The sequence below is a fragment of the Streptomyces sp. DSM 116793 genome (assembly GCF_057320905.1).
The window spans coordinates 8,684,748-8,703,568 of sequence record NZ_CM170494.1 but is presented as its reverse complement, the minus strand read 5'-3'; the positions used below and the strand labels follow the sequence as shown (position 1 = coordinate 8,703,568).

Below are 18,821 nucleotides of genomic sequence, written 5' to 3'. Positions count from 1 at the left end.
GGGATGAGTTGGCCGAATGGCCGTTCGGCGTTCACCTGGAGAGGCGGCGGGACGGTGGGGACGGGTCTGGGGCGCCCGGATCCGGCCGCCCCGCCTCCCGGAGCGTGGCGTCAGGTGTGGCGAGGCGCCGTCAGGCCGGTGAGTTCTCCCAGGAGTGCACGGTGGTGGCCGGCGGTACCGAGGGCGATGGAGTCGGCCTTGGCGCGTTTGAGGTAGAGGTGCACGGGGTGCTCCCAGGTCATACCGATCCCGCCGTGCAGTTGGAGCGCCTCCTCGGCCGCGTGCACGGCTACGCCCGGGGCGTAGGACTGGGCGAGCGCGGCGGCGAGCGCGGTCTCGGGGCTGCCGGTGGCCAGGGCGTCGGCGGCGTTCCGGGCAGCGGCTCGGGTGTGGACGGTCTCCAGCCAGAGTTGGGCGAGTCGGTGCTTCAGCGCCTGGAAGGAGCCCACAGGGCGGTTGAACTGGTACCGGTCGCGGGTGTACCCGACGGTTTCGGTCAGGCACCACTCGGCGATGCCGAGTTGTTCCGAGGCGAGCAGACCGGCGCCCGCGCGCAGGGCGCGCCGCAGCGGCTCTTCCACCTCGGTGGTGAGCCGGCGTCCGGGTGCGGCGTGCAGGGTGACGTCGGCGAGCGGCCGGGTCCGGTCGAGCGAGGTGCGAGCCGTGACGGTGACCCCGTCGTGGCCGGACTCCACCGCGTGAAGACCGGCGTCGGTGGGCACGAGCAGGACGTCCGCCGCGGCCACGTCTGCGACGCCGGTGATACGGCCGTGCAGCGCGCCCTTCTCGACCCGCACGGCGCCGGGTGCGGGCCGTCCGGTCGGTCCGGCCTCTTCCCCCGTCGGCACCACAGGTGCCGTCGACAGGGGCACGGCGAGCACCGCGACGGTCTGCCCGGTGGCGAGTGCGGTCAGCAGTTCGGCCGCCGCTGCGCCGTCGGCGCCGGCGTCGGACGGCTGGCCGTCCGCTCCCTGCGGCAGGCATCCGAGCAGGGCCTCCGTGGCAAGGACCGCGCTGGTCAGGAAGGGGACAGGGGCGACGGCGCGGCCCAGTTCCTCCAGCACGACCGCGGTCTCGCGGTGGGTCGCGCCCTGGCCGCCGAGGTGTTCGGGGACCAGCAGCCCGGCCAGGCCCATGTCCGCCAGGGCCGTCCAGAGTCCCTGGTCATGGGGCGTGTCGGACTCGATGCGGGCGAGCACCGCGGCCGCATCGCAGCGGTCGGCCAGGAGGCGGCGCACGGCGGCGCGCAGTGCCTCCTCCTCTTCGGAATAGAGCAGGTCGGGGGCGGATTCCCCCGTGCCGTCCGGGTCCGGGCCAGTGGGGCGGGGCTCCCGCGGCGTGGGCACGCCGCCGTCCGCGGGCGGCCCGCCGTTCCCGGACAGCGTGTTCTCCGACGGCGCCTCGTTCCCGGACGGCACGCCACCGGCGGGAGTACCACCAGCCGGAGCGTCACCCTGCGGAGCATCCCCGGGCCGTGCGTCGCCCGCAGGCGCCGCGCCGCCGCGGGAGGCGGGTGCCGCGCCGGAGAACGGGTCGCCGGTGGTCTCGTGCGGCGTGCTCATCGGGTGAGGTCCTTCCAGGCGACGTCCTTGTCGGTGCGCGGCTCGGGCGGCAGGCCCAGGACGCGCTCGGCGATGATGTTCAGCAGGATCTCGCTGGTGCCGCCCTCGATGCTGTTGCCCTTGGCGCGTAGATAGCGGTAGCCGGCCTCGCGGCCGGTGAAGTCCACGAGTTCGGGACGGCGCATCGTCCAGTCGTCGTACAGCAGTCCCTCCTCGCCGAGGAGTTCCACCTCCAGGGCGCTGATCTCCTGGTTCAGCCGGGCGAACGCCAGCTTCATCCCGGAGCCCTCGGGTCCGGGATGGCCGACGGCCAGTTGCTGGCGCAGTCGCTCGCCGGTGAGCCGGGCCACCTCGGCCTCCGACCAGAGGGTCAGCAGCCGTTGGTGGAGGTCGTGGGTGCGCAGTTCCGGGCGTTCCCGCCAGGTCCTGGCGAGCGGGCCGATCATGCCGCCCTCGCGGGGCACGCGGGAGCCGCCGATGGACACCCGCTCGTTCATCAGGGTGGTCTGGGCGACTTTCCACCCCTCGCCGACCGGGCCGAGGCGCTGGGCGTCGGGGATGCGGACGCCGGTCAGGAAGACCTCGTTGAACTCGGCCTCGCCGGTGATCTGGCGCAACGGGCGCACCTCGACACCGGGGGCGGTCATGTCGCAGATGAAGTAGGTGATGCCGCGGTGCTTGGGCACGCCGGGGTCGGTGCGGGCGACGAGGATGGCCCATCGGGCGAGGTGGGCACTGGACGTCCACACCTTCTGCCCGTTCACGATCCACTCGCCGGCTCCGGGGCCCTCGGCCCCACCGGCGTCGGGGCCGTCGCCGTCCGGTACGCCTCCCCCGCCGCCGGCCCCCGGGCCCGCGGAGCCGTCCTCCACACGCACCGCACGCGTCGCGAGTGCCGCCAGGTCGGAGCCGGCGCCCGGCTCGCTGAACAGCTGGCACCACACCTCCTCGCCGGTCCACAACGGCCGCAGGAAGCGCCTCTTCTGCTCCTCGGTGCCGAATGCCAGGAGGGTGGGGGCGGCCATGCCGAGGCCGATGCCGATGCGGCGCGGGTTGTTGTCGGGAGCTCCCGCGGCCGCCAGCTCGGCGTCGACCACGGCCTGGACAGCGCGCGGTGCCGCGAGACCGCCCAACCCCTCCGGGTAGTGCACCCAGGCGAGTCCGGCGTCGAAGCGGGCCCGGAGAAAAGCCTGGCGGTCGGTGGTGGCGGGCGGGTAGGCCGCCAGCAGCTCCCTGGTGCGGCGGCGCAGTTCGGTGGCGTCGGTCATGCCGTCACCCCGTCCGCGGCGGCGGAGCCCTCGGAGGCGGGTCCGGGCAGCACGCACAGCCGCCCCGTGGTCGTTCCGTCCGCCACCCGCTGGACCGCGTCGGCCGCGGCCGCCAGGGGTACCCGCTCGCTGACCAGCGGGGTGATGGCGCCCTTCTCGGCCAGCGCGGTGAGCTGGCCGTGGCACTCCAGCACCGCGCCCGGGGACTTGGCCGCATACAGACCCCAGTGCAGGCCGAGGAGGGAGTAGTTCTTCACCAGGACGTGCCCCAGGGCGGGGTTCGGGATGGTGCCGCTGCTGAAGCCGACCAGGACGATCCGGCCCTCGAAGGCGACGCATTTGGTGGACTGGGTGTAGGCGTCGCCGCCCACGGGGTCGTAGACCACGTCGGCGCCCCGGCCGCCCGTCGCCTCCTTCACCGCCGCGACGACATCGTCCTCGTGCCGGTCGATCACCAGGTCGCAGCCGAGCGCCCGGGCCGTCTCGGCCTTCGCCGGGCCGCCCACGACCCCGATGACCCGGGCGCCCGCGGCCTTGCCGAGCTGTACGGCGGCGCTGCCGACGCCGCCGGCGGCCGCGTGCACCAGCAGCGTCTCGCCCGCCCGCAGCCCTGCCCTGCGGTGCAGGCCGAACCATCCGGTCTGGTACGCGATGAGCAGCGCGGCGGCCTGTGCGTCGTCCAGCACCTCGGGCGCGGGCAGCAGGCCCCTGGCGTCCGCGAGTGCGTACTCGGCGAAGCCGCCGTGCGGCAGGGCGCAGGTGGTGATGACACGGCGGCCGTCCTCGGTCGTGCCGCAGATCTCCACCCCCGGGATGAACGGCAGCGGCGGGTGCACCTGGTACCGGCCGCGGCAGAGCAGCGCGTCGGGGAAGTTGACGCTCGCCGCACGCACCCTCAGCAGGACCTGGCCCTCGCCCGGCACGGGCCGCTCCGACTCCTCCAGGCGCATCACCTCGCGCGGCTCGCCGGTCTGGTGCACGTGCCATGCCTGCATCGGGGGCATGGGGGGCATAGGTGGCCTCCACGGAGAATCGTAGAACCTGGCCCTTGACATACTAAGCGGTCGCTTGCCATCCGAAAAGCACCGCGAACCACACCGCGCCCGCACACGGGGCCCACGCCCACCCACGCCACCGCGTCCCCACCCCCACCCTGCGGCCCGCGCAACCCACGCCACCGCGGGCCCACCACCCGGTCGCGCACAGCCACGCCACCGCGTCCGGCGCCGCCTGGTCCCGCACAGCCACGCCACCGCGTCCGGCGCCGCCTGGTCCCGCACAGCCACGCCACCGCGTCCGGCGCCGCCTGGTCCCGCACAGCACACGCCACCGCGCCCCGCACCTGGTCCCGCAGAGCCGACGCCGCCCGCATGTCCAGCCCACGCACCAGCCACCGCACCATCCCCCCACACCAACCGCACGCACCCCTACCGCACGCCGCAGGTCACAGGACCGCAGACCGCAGACCGCAGACCGCAGGACCCCAGAATCGCGGGACCGCAGCCAGCACCACCACAGGCCACAGCACCACAGCCAGCAACACCGCAGATCACAGCGCCACAGCCGACAGCACCACAGATCACAGCACCACACCCGGCAGGACCGCCAAAAGCAGCCCGCCCCCGCCGCTCACAGACGCCGCAGGCTTGACCTCCGGACCACCAGTTCCGGCTGAAGCACCACCCGCCGGTGGGTATGGCCGGCCACGCCCCCGGCCGACGCGCCCGCCTCCGTCTCCTCCAGGAGGAGTTCCGCCGCCATCGCCCCCATGGTGACCGCGGGCTGGCGCACCGAGGTGAGGGGCACCGCGGCCGCGGCGGCGAACTCGATGTCGTCGTAGCCGACGATGGCCACCTCGTCGGGGACCGAGACGCCGGCCGCGAACATCGCCTGGAGGACGCCGAGCGCCAGCAGGTCGTTGGCGCAGAAGACGGCGGTGGGCCGGTCGGCGAGGCCCAGCAGGCGGGCGCCGGCGTCCCGGCCGGCGGCGACGTCCAGGCGTTCGGTGGGCAGTTCGTGCAGGGTCTCGGGCGGCAGCCCGGCCTCGGCGAGCGCCCGCAGCGCGCCCTCCCTGCGGTCCCTGACCTGGTTGAGCCCGGGCGGGCCGCTCACATACGCGATGCGGCGGTGCCCGGTGTCGGCGAGGTGCCGTACCGCGAGCGCGCCGCCCGCGACGTCGTCGACGGAGACGGAGCACTCGGTGGTGCCCTCCGCGACCCGGTCGACCAGCACGAAGGGGATCCGGTGGCGCCGGAACGCCTCGATGTTGCTGCCGCTGGCGTCGGTCGGGGTGAGGAGCACGCCGCGGACCCGCTGCTCGGCGAAGAGCGAGAGGTAGTCGGCCTCCTCGGCGGGGTTCTGGTCGCTGTTGCAGACCATCACGCCGAGGCCGGCCTCGCGGGCGGCGCGCTCGGCGCCGCGCGCCACGTCCACGAAGAACGGGTTCCCCATGTCGAGGACGAGGAGGGCCATGATGCGGCTGTGCCCGGCCCTGAGCTGGCGCGCCGACTCGCTGCGGACGTAGCCGAGCCGGTCGATGACGGCCTGCACCCGGCGGCGGGTCTCCTCGGACACCAGATCGGGACGGTTGATCACGTTCGATACGGTGCCCACCGAGACCCCGGCGTCCCGCGCCACGTCCTTGATGCCGACCATGTCTTGTCGCTGCTCCGTCCTGCCGTCGATGGGCCCGGCGGCGGCGGCGCGGGCCGGGTCGGTGTCAGCGTATGCGGCCCGCGCCGTGTGAAGAGACCGCCACCGGCCGGTGCCGCATCAGAACCGGCCACCGGCGGCCTCCTTCGCGCCGAGGACGAAGGCGAAGACGGGGACGAAGGCGGTGGGCCGACCGAGGTCGATCAGCCCCGGGCTCCGACGGTGAGGCTGCCCGTGTCGCCCGCCTTCCGGAAACGGAGAGCACAACCGTCGGTCGAGGTAAGCGGCGGCACGCCGAGGGCCGCCGCCCCGTGGACACCGCCGGAGCCGCCGCCCCGCGCACGGACCGGGCCCTCCGGCACGCCCGAGCACGTCCGAGACCGGGGCGAGGTCGGGCCCGGGCGAGGTCGGGCCCGGGCTCAGGCGAGCCATGAAGTCCATGAAGCCGGACGTCCATGAAATGATTCAATCCAGTTCCGAGGAAGCTAGCCCCCAACAGAATTCCCGTCAAGGCTGCACACCTTGACTCTCCTGGCGCTTACCACGGAGGATCCAGGGGCACCCGGGGCCTTGACGCCAGCCGCAATCGGCGCCAGAGTTCCTTGATATTGGATTGAATCGTTTTCAGAGGTGGCACATGCCCGATCGCTCGGCCGTGAAGGCGGCACTGGCTGCCCAGCACATCGAGACACCGTCCTGGGCCTACGGCAACTCCGGTACCCGCTTCAAGGTGTTTGCCCAGCCAGGCGTGCCCCGCACCCCGCGGGAGAAGCTGGACGACGCCGCCCGGGTCCACGAGCACACGGGCGTGGCGCCGACCGTGGCCCTGCACATCCCCTGGGACCGGGTCGACGACTACGCGGCCCTCGCGGACCACGCGAAGGAACGGGGGCTCAGGCTCGGCGCGATCAACTCCAACGTCTTCCAGGACGACGACTACAAGCTGGGCTCCGTCACCAACCCGGACCCGGCCGTCCGCCGCAAGGCCCTCGGCCATCTGCTGGAGTGCGTCGACATCATGGACGCCACCGGCTCCCGCGACCTGAAGCTCTGGTTCTCGGACGGCACCAACTACCCGGGCCAGGACGACCTGCGCGCCCGCCAGGACCGGCTCGCCGAGGCGCTGGCCGCGGTGTACGAGCGGCTGGGCGACGGTCAGCGGATGCTCCTGGAGTACAAGCTCTTCGAGCCCGCCTTCTACGCCACCGACGTGCCGGACTGGGGCACCGCCTACGCGCACTGCCTGAAGCTCGGCCCCAAGGCGCAGGTCGTGGTCGACACCGGCCACCACGCGCCGGGCACCAACATCGAGTTCATCGTCGCGTTCCTGCTCCGCGAGAAGAGACTCGGCGGCTTCGACTTCAACTCCCGCTTCTACGCGGACGACGACCTGATGGTGGGCGCCGCGGACCCGTTCCAGCTGTTCAGGATCATGTACGAGGTGGTGCGCGGCGGCGGCCTCGCCCGGGAGTCCGGGATCGCGTTCATGCTCGACCAGTGCCACAACATCGAGCCCAAGATCCCGGCGATCATCCGCTCCGTGATGAACGTCCAGGAGGCGACGGCGAAGGCCCTGCTGGTGGACGCCGAGGCACTGCGGGAGGCCCAGCTCGCGGGCGATGTGCTGGGCGCGAACGCCGCGCTGATGGACGCGTTCGACACCGACGTGCGCCCGCTGCTCGCCGAGGTGCGCACCGAGGCCGGGCTCGCCCCCGACCCGCTGGCGTCCTACCGGGCGTCGGGCTGGCAGGAGCACATCGTCGCTGACCGCGTGGGCGGTACGCAGGCCGGATGGGGAGCGTAGGACCATGACGCGCGAGACCCGGGACAGCGGGGGCACGGCCGGGGCGGAGCCGGCCTCCGGTCCAGCCCCCGCACGGCACCCGCGGGTGGCCGGGCTGCTGGCCCGCTCCCACCGCCTCGGCGCGGATCCCCGCACCACCAACTACGCCGGCGGGGGCGCCTCCGCCAAGGGCATGGGCGGAGACATCGTCCACCTCGCCTCGAAGAACGCGGTCTTCGCCGGCCCCGACAACATCGCCTGCTCGGCCACCAAGGCCCACCAGGCGCACCAGGTGCGGCTGCTCGCCGCCGAGCTGGGCGAGCACGGCATCCGCGTCAACGGCATCAACCCGGACGCCGTGGTGCGCGGCTCGGGCATCCTCGCCGGCGGGCGGGGCGCGAAGCGCGCCGCGGTGTACGGGGTGCCGGAGGAGGAGCCGGGCGAGTTCCACGCCCGGCGCACCCTGCTCAGGCGCGAGGTACTGCCCGAGCACGTCGCGGCTGCGGTCTTCGCGCTGACCGGTGGCGGCCTGTCGCACACCACAGGCCTGCACATCCCGGTGGACGCGGGCGTCGCGGCCGCCTTCCTGCGGTGAGCCGGCCCGCCGTCGCGGGACGGGGAGCAGTGAGCGGACCGGCCGTCGCGGAACGGGGACGAGTGGGGCAGGATGTCACGGCGCGAGCGGCGAAGCCGGCCGGACGTGCCGGGCGGCCGAGGGGGCGGCGATGAGTGCGTTCGTGTGCGCGGCGGTCGACCTGGGCGCCTCCAGCGGGCGGGTGATGACCGGCCGGGTGACCCCGCGCGGCCCCGGGACGCCCGCCGGCCTCGCCCTCGCCGAGGCGCACCGCTTCCCGAACCGGCCGCTGCGGCTCCCCGAGGGGCTGCGCTGGGACGTCCTCGCGCTGTACGGCGGGGTGCTGGACGGTTTGCGGGCCGCCGGGCCCGTCGACTCGGTGGGCATCGACAGCTGGGCCGTGGACTACGGTCTGCTCGACGCCGACGGCGCCCTGCTCGGCAACCCGGTGCACTACCGCGACGACCGCACCGACAAAGTGGCGGAGCGGGTGTGGCGGACGGTGCCGGCGGCCGAGCTGTACGCGGCGACCGGGCTACAGCACGTTCCGTTCAACACGCTCTACCAGCTCGTGGCCGCCCGCGGCAGCGCGCAGTTCGCTGCGGCCCGCAGGCTGCTGCTGATTCCCGACCTGATCACGTACTGGCTGACCGGCGAGGAGGGCACCGAGCTCACCAACGCCTCCACCACCCAGCTCATCGACCCCCGCACCCGCGACTGGTCGTACCGCACGGCCGAGCGGCTCGGCATCGACCTCTCCCTGTTCGCGCCGCTGCGCCGGCCCGGCGACCCGGCCGGCCGGCTGCTGCCCGCGGTGCTGGCCGAGACCGGGCTCGGCTCGCCGGTGCCGGTCACCGCGGTGGGCTCGCACGACACGGCCTCCGCGGTGGCGGCGGTGCCCGCGGCGGACGGCGCCGCCTTCGCCTATGTCTGCACGGGCACCTGGTCCCTGGCCGGCCTGGAGCTGGACGCCCCCGTGCTCACCGAGGGGAGCCGCGCCGCGAACTTCACCAACGAGCTGGGCCTGGACGGCACCGTGCGCTACCTGCGCAACATCATGGGGCTCTGGCTGCTCCAGGAGTGCCTGCGGGAGTGGGGCGACCCGCCGCTCGAGCCGCTGCTGCGCGAGGCCGCGGCGCTGCCCGCGCTGCGCTGGGTGGTGGACGCCGGGGACCCGGCGTTCCTCGCGCCCGGCGGCATGGAGCGGCGCATCGCCGCCGCCTGCCGGGAGCGTGGTGGGCCCGTGCCCGGCAGCCGGGCGGAGGTGACCCGGTGCGTCCTGGACTCCCTCGCCCTCGCCCACCGGCGCGCCGTCGACGAGGCCCAGCGCCTTGCGGGCAGGCACGTGGACGTGGTGCACATCGTCGGCGGCGGCGCACACAATGCTCTGCTGTGCCGGCTCACCGCGGACGCCTGCGGCCTGCCGGTGGTCGCGGGACCCGCGGAGGCAGCCGCGTTCGGCAACGTCCTCGTGCAGGCCAGGGCCCGCGGCCTGGTCGGCGACCTGCCCGGGATGCGCGCCCTGCTGGCCGCCACCCAGCCGCTCACCCGCTACGAGCCCACCGGCGACCGGGCAGCGTGGGACCGCGCCGCCCGCCAGGAGGCCGCCTGCCAGGAGGCCCCGTGCCGGGATGCCCCGCACCGCGAGGACGCGGGACGGTGACCCGCCGGGGCGGCCACCCCGCCGTTGCGTCTCCCTCAGCGGCGACGCGTAGTCTGCATCCATCCGATGACCGATGAAGAGGAGCCCGCGATGCGTGTCGCCCTGTTCCTGACGTGCGTCAACGACACGCTCTATCCCGACACCGGCCGTGCCGTGGTCAAACTCCTGACCAGACTGGGGGTCGAGGTGGACTTCCCCATGGCGCAGACCTGCTGCGGGCAGGCCCACTACAACACCGGCTATCGGCACCAGGCCGAGCCCCTGGCCCGTCAGTTCTCCGATGTCTTCCGGGACTACGAGGCGATCGTGACCCCGTCGGGGTCCTGTGCGGCCATGGTGCGCGAACTGTATCCGCGGCTCGGCGAAAGAGCCCGCGCGGAGGGCCGCGGCAGCGCGCTCGCCGAGCAGCTGGCGCCGGTGGTGCCCAGAACCTACGAACTCACCGAGTTCCTGGTCGACGTGCTGGGTGTGACGGACGTCGGCGCCTACTACCCACACACCGTCACCTACCACCCCACCTGCCACGGGCTGCGCTCGCTGCGCCTCGGCGACCGGCCGCGGCGGCTGCTGTCCGCGGTCCGGGGACTCGACCTGGTGGAGCTGCCCGGCGCCGAGGAGTGCTGCGGTTTCGGCGGCACCTTCGCCGTGAAGAACTCCGATGTCTCCGCGGCCATGGGCGCGGACAAGGTACGCAACGCGGAGTCGACCGGGGCCGAGGTGCTGTGCGCGGCGGACAACTCCTGCCTGATGCACCTCGGCGGCACCATGACCCGGCTGCGCACGTCCGTCCGGCCCGTCCACATCGCCGAGATCCTGGCGAGCACGGTAGAGGAGTCCCTGGCATGACCGGCACCTTCGTGGGCATGCCCGCGTTCCCCACGGCCGCCAAGGAGGCCCTGGGCAACCAGACGCTCCGCCGCAACCTGCGGTACGCCACGCACACCATCCGCGCCAAGCGCGCCGTCGCGGTGTCCGAGCTGGACGACTGGGCCGCGCTGCGCGAGGCGGGCCGGCAGATCAAGGACCACACCCTGCGCCACCTCGACCGCTATCTGCTCCAGCTGGAGGAGGCGGTGACCGCCGCGGGCGGCGTGGTGCACTGGGCGGCCGACGCGGACGAGGCGAACCGCATCGTCACCGGCCTGGTGAAGGCGACCGGCGAGAGCGAGGTCGTCAAGGTGAAGTCCATGGCCACCCAGGAGATCGGCCTCAACGAGGCCCTCGCCGCCGAGGGCATCCGCGCCTACGAGACCGACCTCGCGGAACTCATCGTCCAGCTCGGCAGGGACCGGCCGTCCCACATCCTCGTCCCGGCGATCCACCGCAACCGCGGCGAGATCCGGGACATCTTCACGAGCGAGATGAGCGAGTGGGGCCGCCCCGCACCCGCGGGACTGAGCGACACCCCCGCCGAGCTGGCCGAGGCCGCGCGGCTGCACCTGCGGGAGAAGTTCCTGCGCGCCAAGGTCGGTATCTCCGGCGCCAACTTCATGGTCGCCGAGACCGGCACGCTCGCCGTCTTCGAGTCCGAGGGCAACGGCCGGATGTGCCTGACCCTCCCCGAGACGCTGATCTCGGTGGTCGGCATCGAGAAGCTCGTGCCGACCTGGCGGGACCTGGAGGTCTTCCTCCAGACCCTGCCGCGCTCCTCGACCGCGGAGCGGATGAACCCCTACACGTCCATGTGGACCGGCACCACGGATGACGACGGACCCCGCACGTTCCACCTGGTGCTGCTCGACAACGGCCGCACGGACACCCTCGCCGACCAGGTGGGCCGGCAGGCCCTGCGCTGCATCCGCTGCTCCGCCTGCCTGAACGTCTGCCCGGTCTACGAGCGCGCGGGCGGCCACGCGTACGGGTCGGTGTACCCGGGGCCGATCGGGGCGATCCTCAGCCCCCAGCTGCGCGGCACCGCGACCGACATCGACGCGTCGCTGCCGTATGCGTCCTCGCTGTGCGGCGCCTGCTACGAAGTGTGCCCGGTCGCCATCGACATCCCGGAGGTCCTGGTGCACCTGCGGGAGCGGGTCGTCGAGGGCGGCCCGGTGGTCCGGCGGGGCGCCAAGGTGACGCTGCGGCCGGCCCGCGGGCACGCTGCCGAGCGCGCCGCGATGCGCGCCGCGCGCTTCGCGTTCAGCCATCCGGGTGCGCTCCGCGCCGGCCAGCGCCTGGCCTCCGGTACCCGGCGCATCCAGCCGCGCACCCTGCCGGGCCCGGGGCGGGCCTGGACGGCCACCCGTGACCTGCCCAAGCTGCCGCCGGAACCGTTCCGCGAATGGTGGCGGCGCACCCGGCGGACGCAGCCGGCCGGGCCGGCCCGGGCCGAGGGCGGGGAGGGCCGGCGGTGAGCAGCAAGGACGTGATCCTCGGCCGGGTGCGCAGGGCACTCGCCGACGTGCCGGACGACGACACCCCCTACGAGGCGGCCGTACACCGCGACTACCACCGCGTGCACGGCGACCGCTCGCAGAGCGCGACCGTGGACCTGCTGGCCGAGAACCTGGCGGACTACCGCGCCCTGGTGCACCGTACGGACACCGCGGGCCTGCCCCGACTGATCGCCCGGCTGCTGGCCGAGCGCGGCGCCCGGTCGGTCCTGGTGCCGCACGGGCTGCCGGACGGCTGGCTGACCGGGGAAGGTCCGGAGCGGGTGCCCGACGACCCCGGCCTCACGCCGCACCGGCTGGACCTGGTGGACAGCGTGGTGACGGGATGTGCGGTGGCGATCGCCGAGACCGGCACCCTCGTGCTGGACGGCGGCCCCGACCAGGGCAGGCGCCGGATCACGCTCATCCCGGACCACCACGTCTGCGTGGTGCGGGTGCCTTCCCAGGTCGTCTCGTCGGTCCCCGAGGCCCTCGGCAGGCTGACCCCGGAGCGGCCGCTCACCTGGATCTCCGGCCCCTCGGCGACCAGCGACATCGAACTCGACCGGGTGGAGGGGGTGCACGGGCCCCGCAGGCTGGACGTCGTCCTCCTGGACGAGGGCTGAGCGGCCGTCCCCGCGGCCGAGCCGGGGGCGCCGCACGGCCGCGGGGACGTGGGTGCCTGCACCCGCCGGGGGTCGTACGGCCGCGGGGACGTGAGTGCGGTCGCCTGCACCCGCCGGGGGTCGTACGGCCCCGGGACCGCACGCGCCCCGGCCCGCAAGGGGCGCGCGGCCGCCGTCCTGGGTGCCTCCCGCGCGCCGTGCGCGAACCGGGCCGGTCCAGCGGTCGTGCACCGGCCGGCGCCGGCCCACCGCTTCCGCGGGGTCAGGGCAGCGGCTGCTCCGTCCAGATGGTCTTGCCGCCGTCGGTGCGGCGCATGCCCCACCGGGTGGTGCTCTGCGCGACCAGGTACAGGCCGCGCCCGCCCTCGTCGTCGTCCTCCGCGTGGCGCAGGTGCGGCGCGGCGCCGCTCATGTCGGAGACCTCGCAGATCAGCGACCCGTCCCGGATGAGCCGCAGGTCCACGGGGCCGCTGGAGTAGCGGACCGCGTTGGTCACCAGCTCGCTGGCGATCAGCTCGGTGGTGAAGCGCAGGTCGTCAAGGCCCCAGTCGGTCAGCCGCTGGTGCACCAGGCGGCGGGCCTCGGCGACGCTCTCCGGCCGGCTCGGCAGCGTCCATGACGCCACGTGCCGCGGGGCCAGGGCGCGGGTCCTGGCCAGCAGCAGCATCGCGTCGTCCACGGGATCCTCGGGGAGCAGCCAGGACGCGAGGTCGTCACAGACGTCCCAGAGCATGGCCCCCGGCCGGTTCAGGGCATGCTCGTAGATCCGCAGCTCCTCGTCGGTGTCGGCCTTGATCAGGCCGATGTTGCGCAGGCCGAGCACGGTGCCCGGTGGCAGGCTGAGCCGGGTGGACGCGTAGTCGGCCACCCCGCGCCCCAGCGCCGGTCCCTGCGGCACGTCGGGGACCTCGGCCCGGCCGTCCGGCCGCACGAGCACCGGTGCGGGGTGGCCCGCGCTGGCCATCTCGCAGGAGCGCATCACGGGGTCGTAGACCACGTAGAGGCAGGTCGCCGTCAGGTGCACGGGAGAGCCGATCCGCGAGGGGTACTCGCTGGCGAGCTGCGCGGTCATCTCGTGCAGGCGCTCGAGCAGTTCCTCCGCGGACAGGTCCATCACGGCCAGCGCGCCCACGACCGTGCGCAGCCTGCCCATGGTGACCACCGCGGGCATGCCGTGCCCGGAGACGTCCCCGGCGACCAGCGCCACCCGCGATCCCGAGAGCGAGATGACGTCGTACCAGGCACCGCCGGAGGCGAACGGCAGATAGGTGTACGCGGTCTCGACGGCGGCGTGCTCGGGGAGGCTGATGGGCAGCAGATTGCGCTGGACGAGGCGCGCCCTGGTGTGTTCGCGGGTGTAGTGGCGGGCGTTGTCGATGCTGGTCGCGGCCTGGCTGGCGACGTCCATGGCGAGGTCGAGGTCGGAGTCGTCGAAGGCGGGCGAGCCCGCGGCGCGGTAGAAGGAGGCCATGCCGAGCACCACCCCGCGGGCGGTGAGCGGCACCGTGATCTTGGAGTGCAGCCCCGCGTCCCGCACCAGCTTCGCCAGTGCCTCGTTCTTGGTGAGCCAGATGTCCTCGGGGAGGAGCCTGCGGATCAGCCGGGGCCTGAGGTCGGAGAGCACCTGGGAGTACGGCGTGCCGTGGTGCAGCACGCGCACCGCGCCGAGCCCGTACACGCTGCGGGCCCGGGTACCCGGTGCGGCCCGGAACCCGGCCCGGCGCACGGTGAGCCGGTCGTACACCGGGCCGGGCGCCGGCGCGTCGCCGTGCAGCACCGAGTCGAGGACCTCCACGGACACCATGTCCGCGAGCCCCGTCACGGCCACGTCGGCGAGCTCCTGGGCGGTGCGGAAGATGTCGAGGGTGCTGCCGATGCCCTCGCTCGCACGGTGCAGCAGTTCCAGGCGGCGCTGAGCCCGCCACCGTTCCGTGATGTCGATCGTGGTGGCCGCCACGCCCACCGGGCGCCCGTCCGGCCCCTCCAGGCGGAACGCGGACAGGGACAGCATCCGCTCCTGGGGGGACGGCGCCGGCAGGCGGATCCCATAGGCGTGCTGGATCACCTGCTCACCCGTCTCCAGCACACGCCGCAGCATGTCCTCCACCTCGTCGGTGGCGAGCCCCGCCTCCTTCAGGGTGTGGCCGGCCAGCCGTCCGGGATCCGTCCCGTCCGCCGCCCACGACCCCCGGTTGCTGCGCACCACGCGCAGTTCGCGGTCCATGACGTACAGCCCGAAGGGAGACTGGGTGAACAGCGTCTTCAGCAGCGCCGCACCGTAGTCAGGATCCATGCCGCCCCGGCCTCCCCGGCGCTCCGGTTGCGCGCCGTGGGCTCCAGTCAATCCCCGCCGCGGCCGGACGGCAGTCCGTATGACCCGGACGGCTGAACCCCCCGGCACCCGAAGCGGGCAGGGGCCGGGAGGCGGCACCGCAGTGGGCCACGCAATTGGTTCAGACCATTACCCCGGAGCGGTGGCGTGCATACCGTCGTGTGCCGGCTCGCGGGTTCCCGCACCGGGCGGGCGACGGCAGCGGGCCGGATGTTGGCTGTGGTGTGCCCGTACGGACGATCCGGCTGCACGGCGAACGGGCCGAGGCCGAGTACCAGACGGCAGGCAGCGGCGAGGACGTGGCCGCCGAGCCGCTGCTGTACTGGCTCCGCGAGCGGTTCGGGCAGCACGGGCCGCGGTCGGCTGCGGTGTCTCGCAGTGCGGCGCCTGCACGGTGCTGGTGGACGGCGCCCCCGTGCGGTCCTGCACCACGCAGGTGCACACCGTGGCCGACGGCACCAAGGTGCGCACCCTGGACGGCCTCGCGGCGGACGGGCGGCGGCATCCGCTGCAGGAGGCGTTCGTGGAGTTCCAGGCCGGGCAGTGCGCGTTCTGCGGCAACGGCACGGTGACGGCGGCGCTCGGCGGGCTGGAAGGCCGGATCGCGGCGGTCGACCGCTCGGTGCCGTCCGCCGACGAGATACGGGCCTTCCTGTCCGGCGCCACCGAGGAGAACGAGCGCGCCTACCTCTGCCGCTGCGGCAGCCACACCCGGATCACCGCCGCCATACGCTCCGCCGCCGAGGAGATGGTCAGGTGAGCGTCGAGACCACCCGCCGCGGATTCCTGCTCGGTGCCGGCTCCCTCGCGGTCGGCTTCTCCTTCCTCGCCGCACCCGGGTCTCCTCGCCGAGCGAATCGCTGATCGATTACGGTTACGGCTCAGGCGACGGTACTGCCTGCCGAGCGGTCGGCCGAGGAATCCACGCCGGGAGGAGGGGTCGGCGATGGGCCGACCGCAGGACACAGACGACACCTACTCCTCGTACAGCGCCTGGACCAGGAACCTGACCACTCCGCTGCGGGAGTTCCTGCGCACCGAGGTCGGCAGCGCCGTGGTGCTCCTGCTGGCCACCGTGGGCGCCGTGGCATGGGCCAACGCCGCGCCCGGCACGTACGACTCGTTCTGGCGCACCGACCTGGTGATCCGGGTGGGCGGCCACGGCCTCGCCCAGGACCTGCGGCACTGGGTCAACGGCGGCCTGATGACGTTCTTCTTCTTCGTCGTGGGCCTGGAGGCGCGCCGGGAGCTCGACATGGGCGAACTGCGCGAGCGCCGGCAGGTGGTGGTGCCGCTGCTCGCCGGGCTCAGCGGCATGCTGGTCCCGGTCGGGATCTACCTCGCCCTCAACGCCGGCGGCCCCACCGCGCACGGCTGGGGCGCCGCGATGTCCACGGACACGGCGTTCGCACTCGGACTGCTGTCGCTCTTCGGCGCCCGCTTCCCTCGGGTGCTGCGCACGTTCATCCTGACCGTGACCGTCGTCGACGACCTGGTGGCGCTGGCCGTGATCACGGTCGTGTACAGCGGCTCGGTCTCCCTCACGGCGCTGCTGGTGGGCGTGGGCGTGCTCGCCCTGGTCCTGGTGCTGCACACCGCCGGGGTGCGCCGCGGGCCCGTGGATGCGGTGCTGGGCGTGACCGCATGGGTGGCGTTCTCCGTCTCGGGCGTCGAGGCCGTCGTTGTCGGGCTGGTCATGGGACTGCTCACCTACGCGCACCCGGCGGCCCGCAGCGACCTGGAGCGGGCCAGCGACCTCTTCCGGGAGTTCCGCGAGCAGCCGACGCCGGAGCTGGAGCGCTCGGCACGCAAGGGGCTCGCCGAGGCGCTCTCCCCGAACGAGCGGCTGCAGCGCCTGTACCACCCGTGGACCAGCTATGTGTTCGTGCCGCTCTTCGCGCTCGCCAACGCCGGGGTGACCATCGGGACCGACCTGCTGTCCCGCGCCGTCCACTCGCCGGTCAGCTGGGGCATCCTGCTCGGCTACACACTCGGCAAGCCGTGCGGGATCGTGGGCTCCACATGGCTGGCGTTCAAGCTCGGCAAGGGCCGGCTGCGCCCGGGCACCGGCTGGGCGGGGGTCATGGCCGGCGGCACCATCGCGGGCATCGGCTTCACCGTCTCCCTGCTGATCGCCACCCTGGCGTTCCACGGTGAGCGGCTCGCGGAGGCCAAGCTCGGGGTGCTCGCGGCCGTCGTCTGCGCGCTGCCGACCACGTGGACGGTGGCGCTCGTCGTCTCCCTCCTGCCGCCGCGCTGGCGGGCCCGTGCGCTCTACGGCACCGCGCAGGGCCTGGTCGACCTGGCCGAGCCGGTCGACCCGGACCGCGACCATGTGCGCGGTCCGCACGACGCGCCGGTGACGCTGGTCGAGTACGGCGACTTCGAGTGCCCCTACTGCGGGCAGGCCGAGCCGATCGTCCGGGATCTGCTGCGGGAGTTCGGGGACGAGGTGCGCTATGTGTGGCGGCACCTGCCGCTGATCGACGTCCACCCGCACGCCATGCTCGCCGCGGAGGCCTCGGAGGCCGCGGCCGCTCAGGGCGCGTTCTGGGAGATGCACGACCGCCTCCTCGCGCACCAGGGCGAGCTGACCCAACGGCACCTGGTGCGCTACGCCGAGGAGATCGGCCTCGACCCGGAGCGGTTCCGGCGCGCGCTGCGGGCGAAGTCGGGGGCCGTGCGGATCGCGCAGGACATGGAGTCCGCCGACCTGAGCGGGGTGTCCGGGACACCGTCGTTCTTCGTCAACGGCCGTCGGCACCACGGCTCGTACGACATCGGCAGCCTCTCCGCGGCGGTGCAGGCGGCGGCGGCGAGGACCTGGTGAGGGACCGCACCGGGCGGGGCGGGCGGCCGTGGCCCGCGCGGGCCGCCCGGCGGAAGACGGTGGCGGGCACGGCCCGGGCGTGGCGGGTGCCTGCCGAACGGGTGGCGCGGGCGGCCCGTCGGCATGTGCCGGTGTGCGCCGGGACGGGAATCCGCGAGGGTGAGAAACGGCCGGTCCGGCCCGTGCCGCCAGTGGACGGCCGACGGGGAACGCCGGCGGGGCGCCGAGGAGGAATAATCGTGACGGGTGCGTTCGCTGCTGGTGCTATGACTTCCGACACGCATGAGTTGTTCGGCCGGATCGGCATCTGGAATCCCTCGCTGCGCACAGCGGACGCCGACGCGGCACGCCGCGGTACGGTATCCCAGGCGGTGGCCGAGTTGGAGGAGTTGGGGTACGGCACCGTATGGATCGGCGGCAGTCCCTCGATGGCCGATGCCGCGGCCATCGTGGACGCCACCTCGCGCATCACCGTCGCCACCGGCATCCTCAGCATCTGGGAGCACTCCGCACAGGACGTCGCGGCGCAGGTGGCGCAGCTCGAGGAGCGGGCACCGGGCCGGTTCGTCCTCGGCATCGGCGTCAGCCACGACGCGCTGGCGCCGCAGTACGCGCGGCCCTACTCGCACATGGTGGACTACCTCGCCGCTCTGGACGCGGCGGATCGCCCCGTGCCGCCGGAGCGCCGGGTGCTGGCGGCGCTCGGGCCCAGGATGCTCAAGCTCTCCGGCGAGCGGTCCCGCGGGGCCCATCCGTACCTCGTCACCGCCGAGCACGTGCGGCAGGCGCGGGAGGTGCTCGGCGCCGGGCCGCTGCTGGCGCCCGAGCTGAAGGTGGTCCTGGACGACGATCTCGAAACGGCCCGCGGCATCGCCCGCGAGACCCTCGGGATGTACCTGCGGCTGCCCAACTACACGAGCAATCTGCTCCGGCTGGGCTTCGAGGAGAGCGACTTCGAGGGCGGCGGCAGCAACCGCCTCCTGGACGCGCTCTTCGCCCTGGGCGGCGCAGAGGAGGCCCGGGCCCGGGTGGACGCGTTCTTCACCGCGGGCGCGGACCACGTCGCCCTCCAGGTCCTCACCGCCGAGGGCCGCGACGGAGCACTGCCCCTTGCCGAGTGGCGCGAGCTCTCCACGGTGTTCTCCCTGCGCTGACGCCTGTG

Annotated in this window: 13 protein-coding genes and 1 pseudogene; 9 read left to right on the top strand and 5 right to left on the bottom strand. The window is 73.8% G+C overall.

Going from position 1 to position 18,821, the window contains the following annotated elements:
- Positions 1 to 110 precede the first annotated feature (110 nt).
- The 4 genes from ACSMXW_RS34380 to ACSMXW_RS34365 all read right to left on the bottom strand — a co-directional run bounded on the left by ACSMXW_RS34380 (position 111) and on the right by ACSMXW_RS34365 (position 5,485).
- A complete protein-coding gene (locus ACSMXW_RS34380) occupies positions 111 to 1,562 on the bottom strand; it encodes an acyl-CoA dehydrogenase family protein (RefSeq protein ID WP_485802155.1) in 1,452 nt (483 codons plus the stop codon).
- Positions 1,559 to 2,830, bottom strand: a complete 1,272-nt coding sequence (locus ACSMXW_RS34375) for an acyl-CoA dehydrogenase family protein (RefSeq protein WP_485802153.1) — start codon at positions 2,828 to 2,830, stop codon at positions 1,559 to 1,561. Before ACSMXW_RS34375 ends, ACSMXW_RS34380 begins: the two co-directional genes overlap by 4 nt.
- Positions 2,827 to 3,825: an NADPH:quinone oxidoreductase family protein gene (locus tag ACSMXW_RS34370; RefSeq protein WP_485808487.1), complete on the bottom strand. Its 999-nt coding sequence runs from the start codon at positions 3,823 to 3,825 to the stop codon at positions 2,827 to 2,829. The genes ACSMXW_RS34375 and ACSMXW_RS34370 overlap by 4 nt, the downstream gene beginning before the upstream one ends.
- A 634-nt stretch (positions 3,826 to 4,459) precedes the next feature.
- A complete protein-coding gene (locus ACSMXW_RS34365; RefSeq protein ID WP_485802151.1) occupies positions 4,460 to 5,485 on the bottom strand; it encodes a LacI family DNA-binding transcriptional regulator in 1,026 nt (341 codons plus the stop codon).
- Positions 5,486 to 6,119: 634 nt separating this feature from the next.
- Here ACSMXW_RS34365 and rhaI point away from each other — a divergent pair.
- The 6 genes and pseudogenes from rhaI to ACSMXW_RS34335 all read left to right on the top strand — a co-directional run bounded on the left by rhaI (position 6,120) and on the right by ACSMXW_RS34335 (position 12,497).
- The gene (rhaI, locus tag ACSMXW_RS34360) at positions 6,120 to 7,286 is read left to right on the top strand and encodes an L-rhamnose isomerase (protein ID WP_485802149.1); all 1,167 of its coding nucleotides are present in this window, start codon (positions 6,120 to 6,122) and stop codon (positions 7,284 to 7,286) included.
- Positions 7,287 to 7,446: 160 nt separating this feature from the next.
- Positions 7,447 to 7,860: pseudogene (locus ACSMXW_RS34355) on the top strand (SDR family oxidoreductase); the annotation flags it as partial.
- Positions 7,861 to 7,990: 130 nt separating this feature from the next.
- Positions 7,991 to 9,502, top strand: a complete 1,512-nt coding sequence (locus ACSMXW_RS34350) for a rhamnulokinase (protein ID WP_485802147.1) — start codon at positions 7,991 to 7,993, stop codon at positions 9,500 to 9,502.
- Positions 9,503 to 9,592: 90 nt separating this feature from the next.
- Positions 9,593 to 10,348: a (Fe-S)-binding protein gene (locus ACSMXW_RS34345; protein WP_485808486.1), complete on the top strand. Its 756-nt coding sequence runs from the start codon at positions 9,593 to 9,595 to the stop codon at positions 10,346 to 10,348.
- Entirely contained in the window at positions 10,345 to 11,853 is a 1,509-nt protein-coding gene (locus ACSMXW_RS34340) for a lactate utilization protein B (RefSeq protein ID WP_485802145.1), read from the top strand. Before ACSMXW_RS34345 ends, ACSMXW_RS34340 begins: the two co-directional genes overlap by 4 nt.
- Positions 11,850 to 12,497, top strand: a complete 648-nt coding sequence (locus ACSMXW_RS34335) for a LutC/YkgG family protein (protein ID WP_485802143.1) — start codon at positions 11,850 to 11,852, stop codon at positions 12,495 to 12,497. The genes ACSMXW_RS34340 and ACSMXW_RS34335 overlap by 4 nt, the downstream gene beginning before the upstream one ends.
- 262 nt (positions 12,498 to 12,759) lie before the next feature.
- Here the strand turns inward: ACSMXW_RS34335 and ACSMXW_RS34330 are convergent, their stop codons facing one another.
- Positions 12,760 to 14,790: a SpoIIE family protein phosphatase gene (locus ACSMXW_RS34330; protein ID WP_485802141.1), complete on the bottom strand. Its 2,031-nt coding sequence runs from the start codon at positions 14,788 to 14,790 to the stop codon at positions 12,760 to 12,762.
- A 439-nt stretch (positions 14,791 to 15,229) separates the two neighbouring features.
- Between ACSMXW_RS34330 and ACSMXW_RS34325 the strand changes: the two genes are divergently transcribed.
- The 3 genes from ACSMXW_RS34325 (at position 15,230) to ACSMXW_RS34315 (ending at position 18,813) form a co-directional block, all read left to right on the top strand.
- Positions 15,230 to 15,589, top strand: a complete 360-nt coding sequence (locus ACSMXW_RS34325) for a (2Fe-2S)-binding protein (RefSeq protein WP_485802139.1) — start codon at positions 15,230 to 15,232, stop codon at positions 15,587 to 15,589.
- 186 nt (positions 15,590 to 15,775) lie between these two features.
- Positions 15,776 to 17,659 (top strand): Na+/H+ antiporter NhaA, encoded by a 1,884-nt coding sequence (gene nhaA, locus ACSMXW_RS34320; RefSeq protein ID WP_485802137.1) that lies wholly within the window; start codon positions 15,776 to 15,778, stop codon positions 17,657 to 17,659.
- Between the two features lie 266 nt (positions 17,660 to 17,925).
- Positions 17,926 to 18,813, top strand: a complete 888-nt coding sequence (locus ACSMXW_RS34315; protein ID WP_485802136.1) for an LLM class F420-dependent oxidoreductase — start codon at positions 17,926 to 17,928, stop codon at positions 18,811 to 18,813.
- Positions 18,814 to 18,821 lie beyond the last annotated feature (8 nt).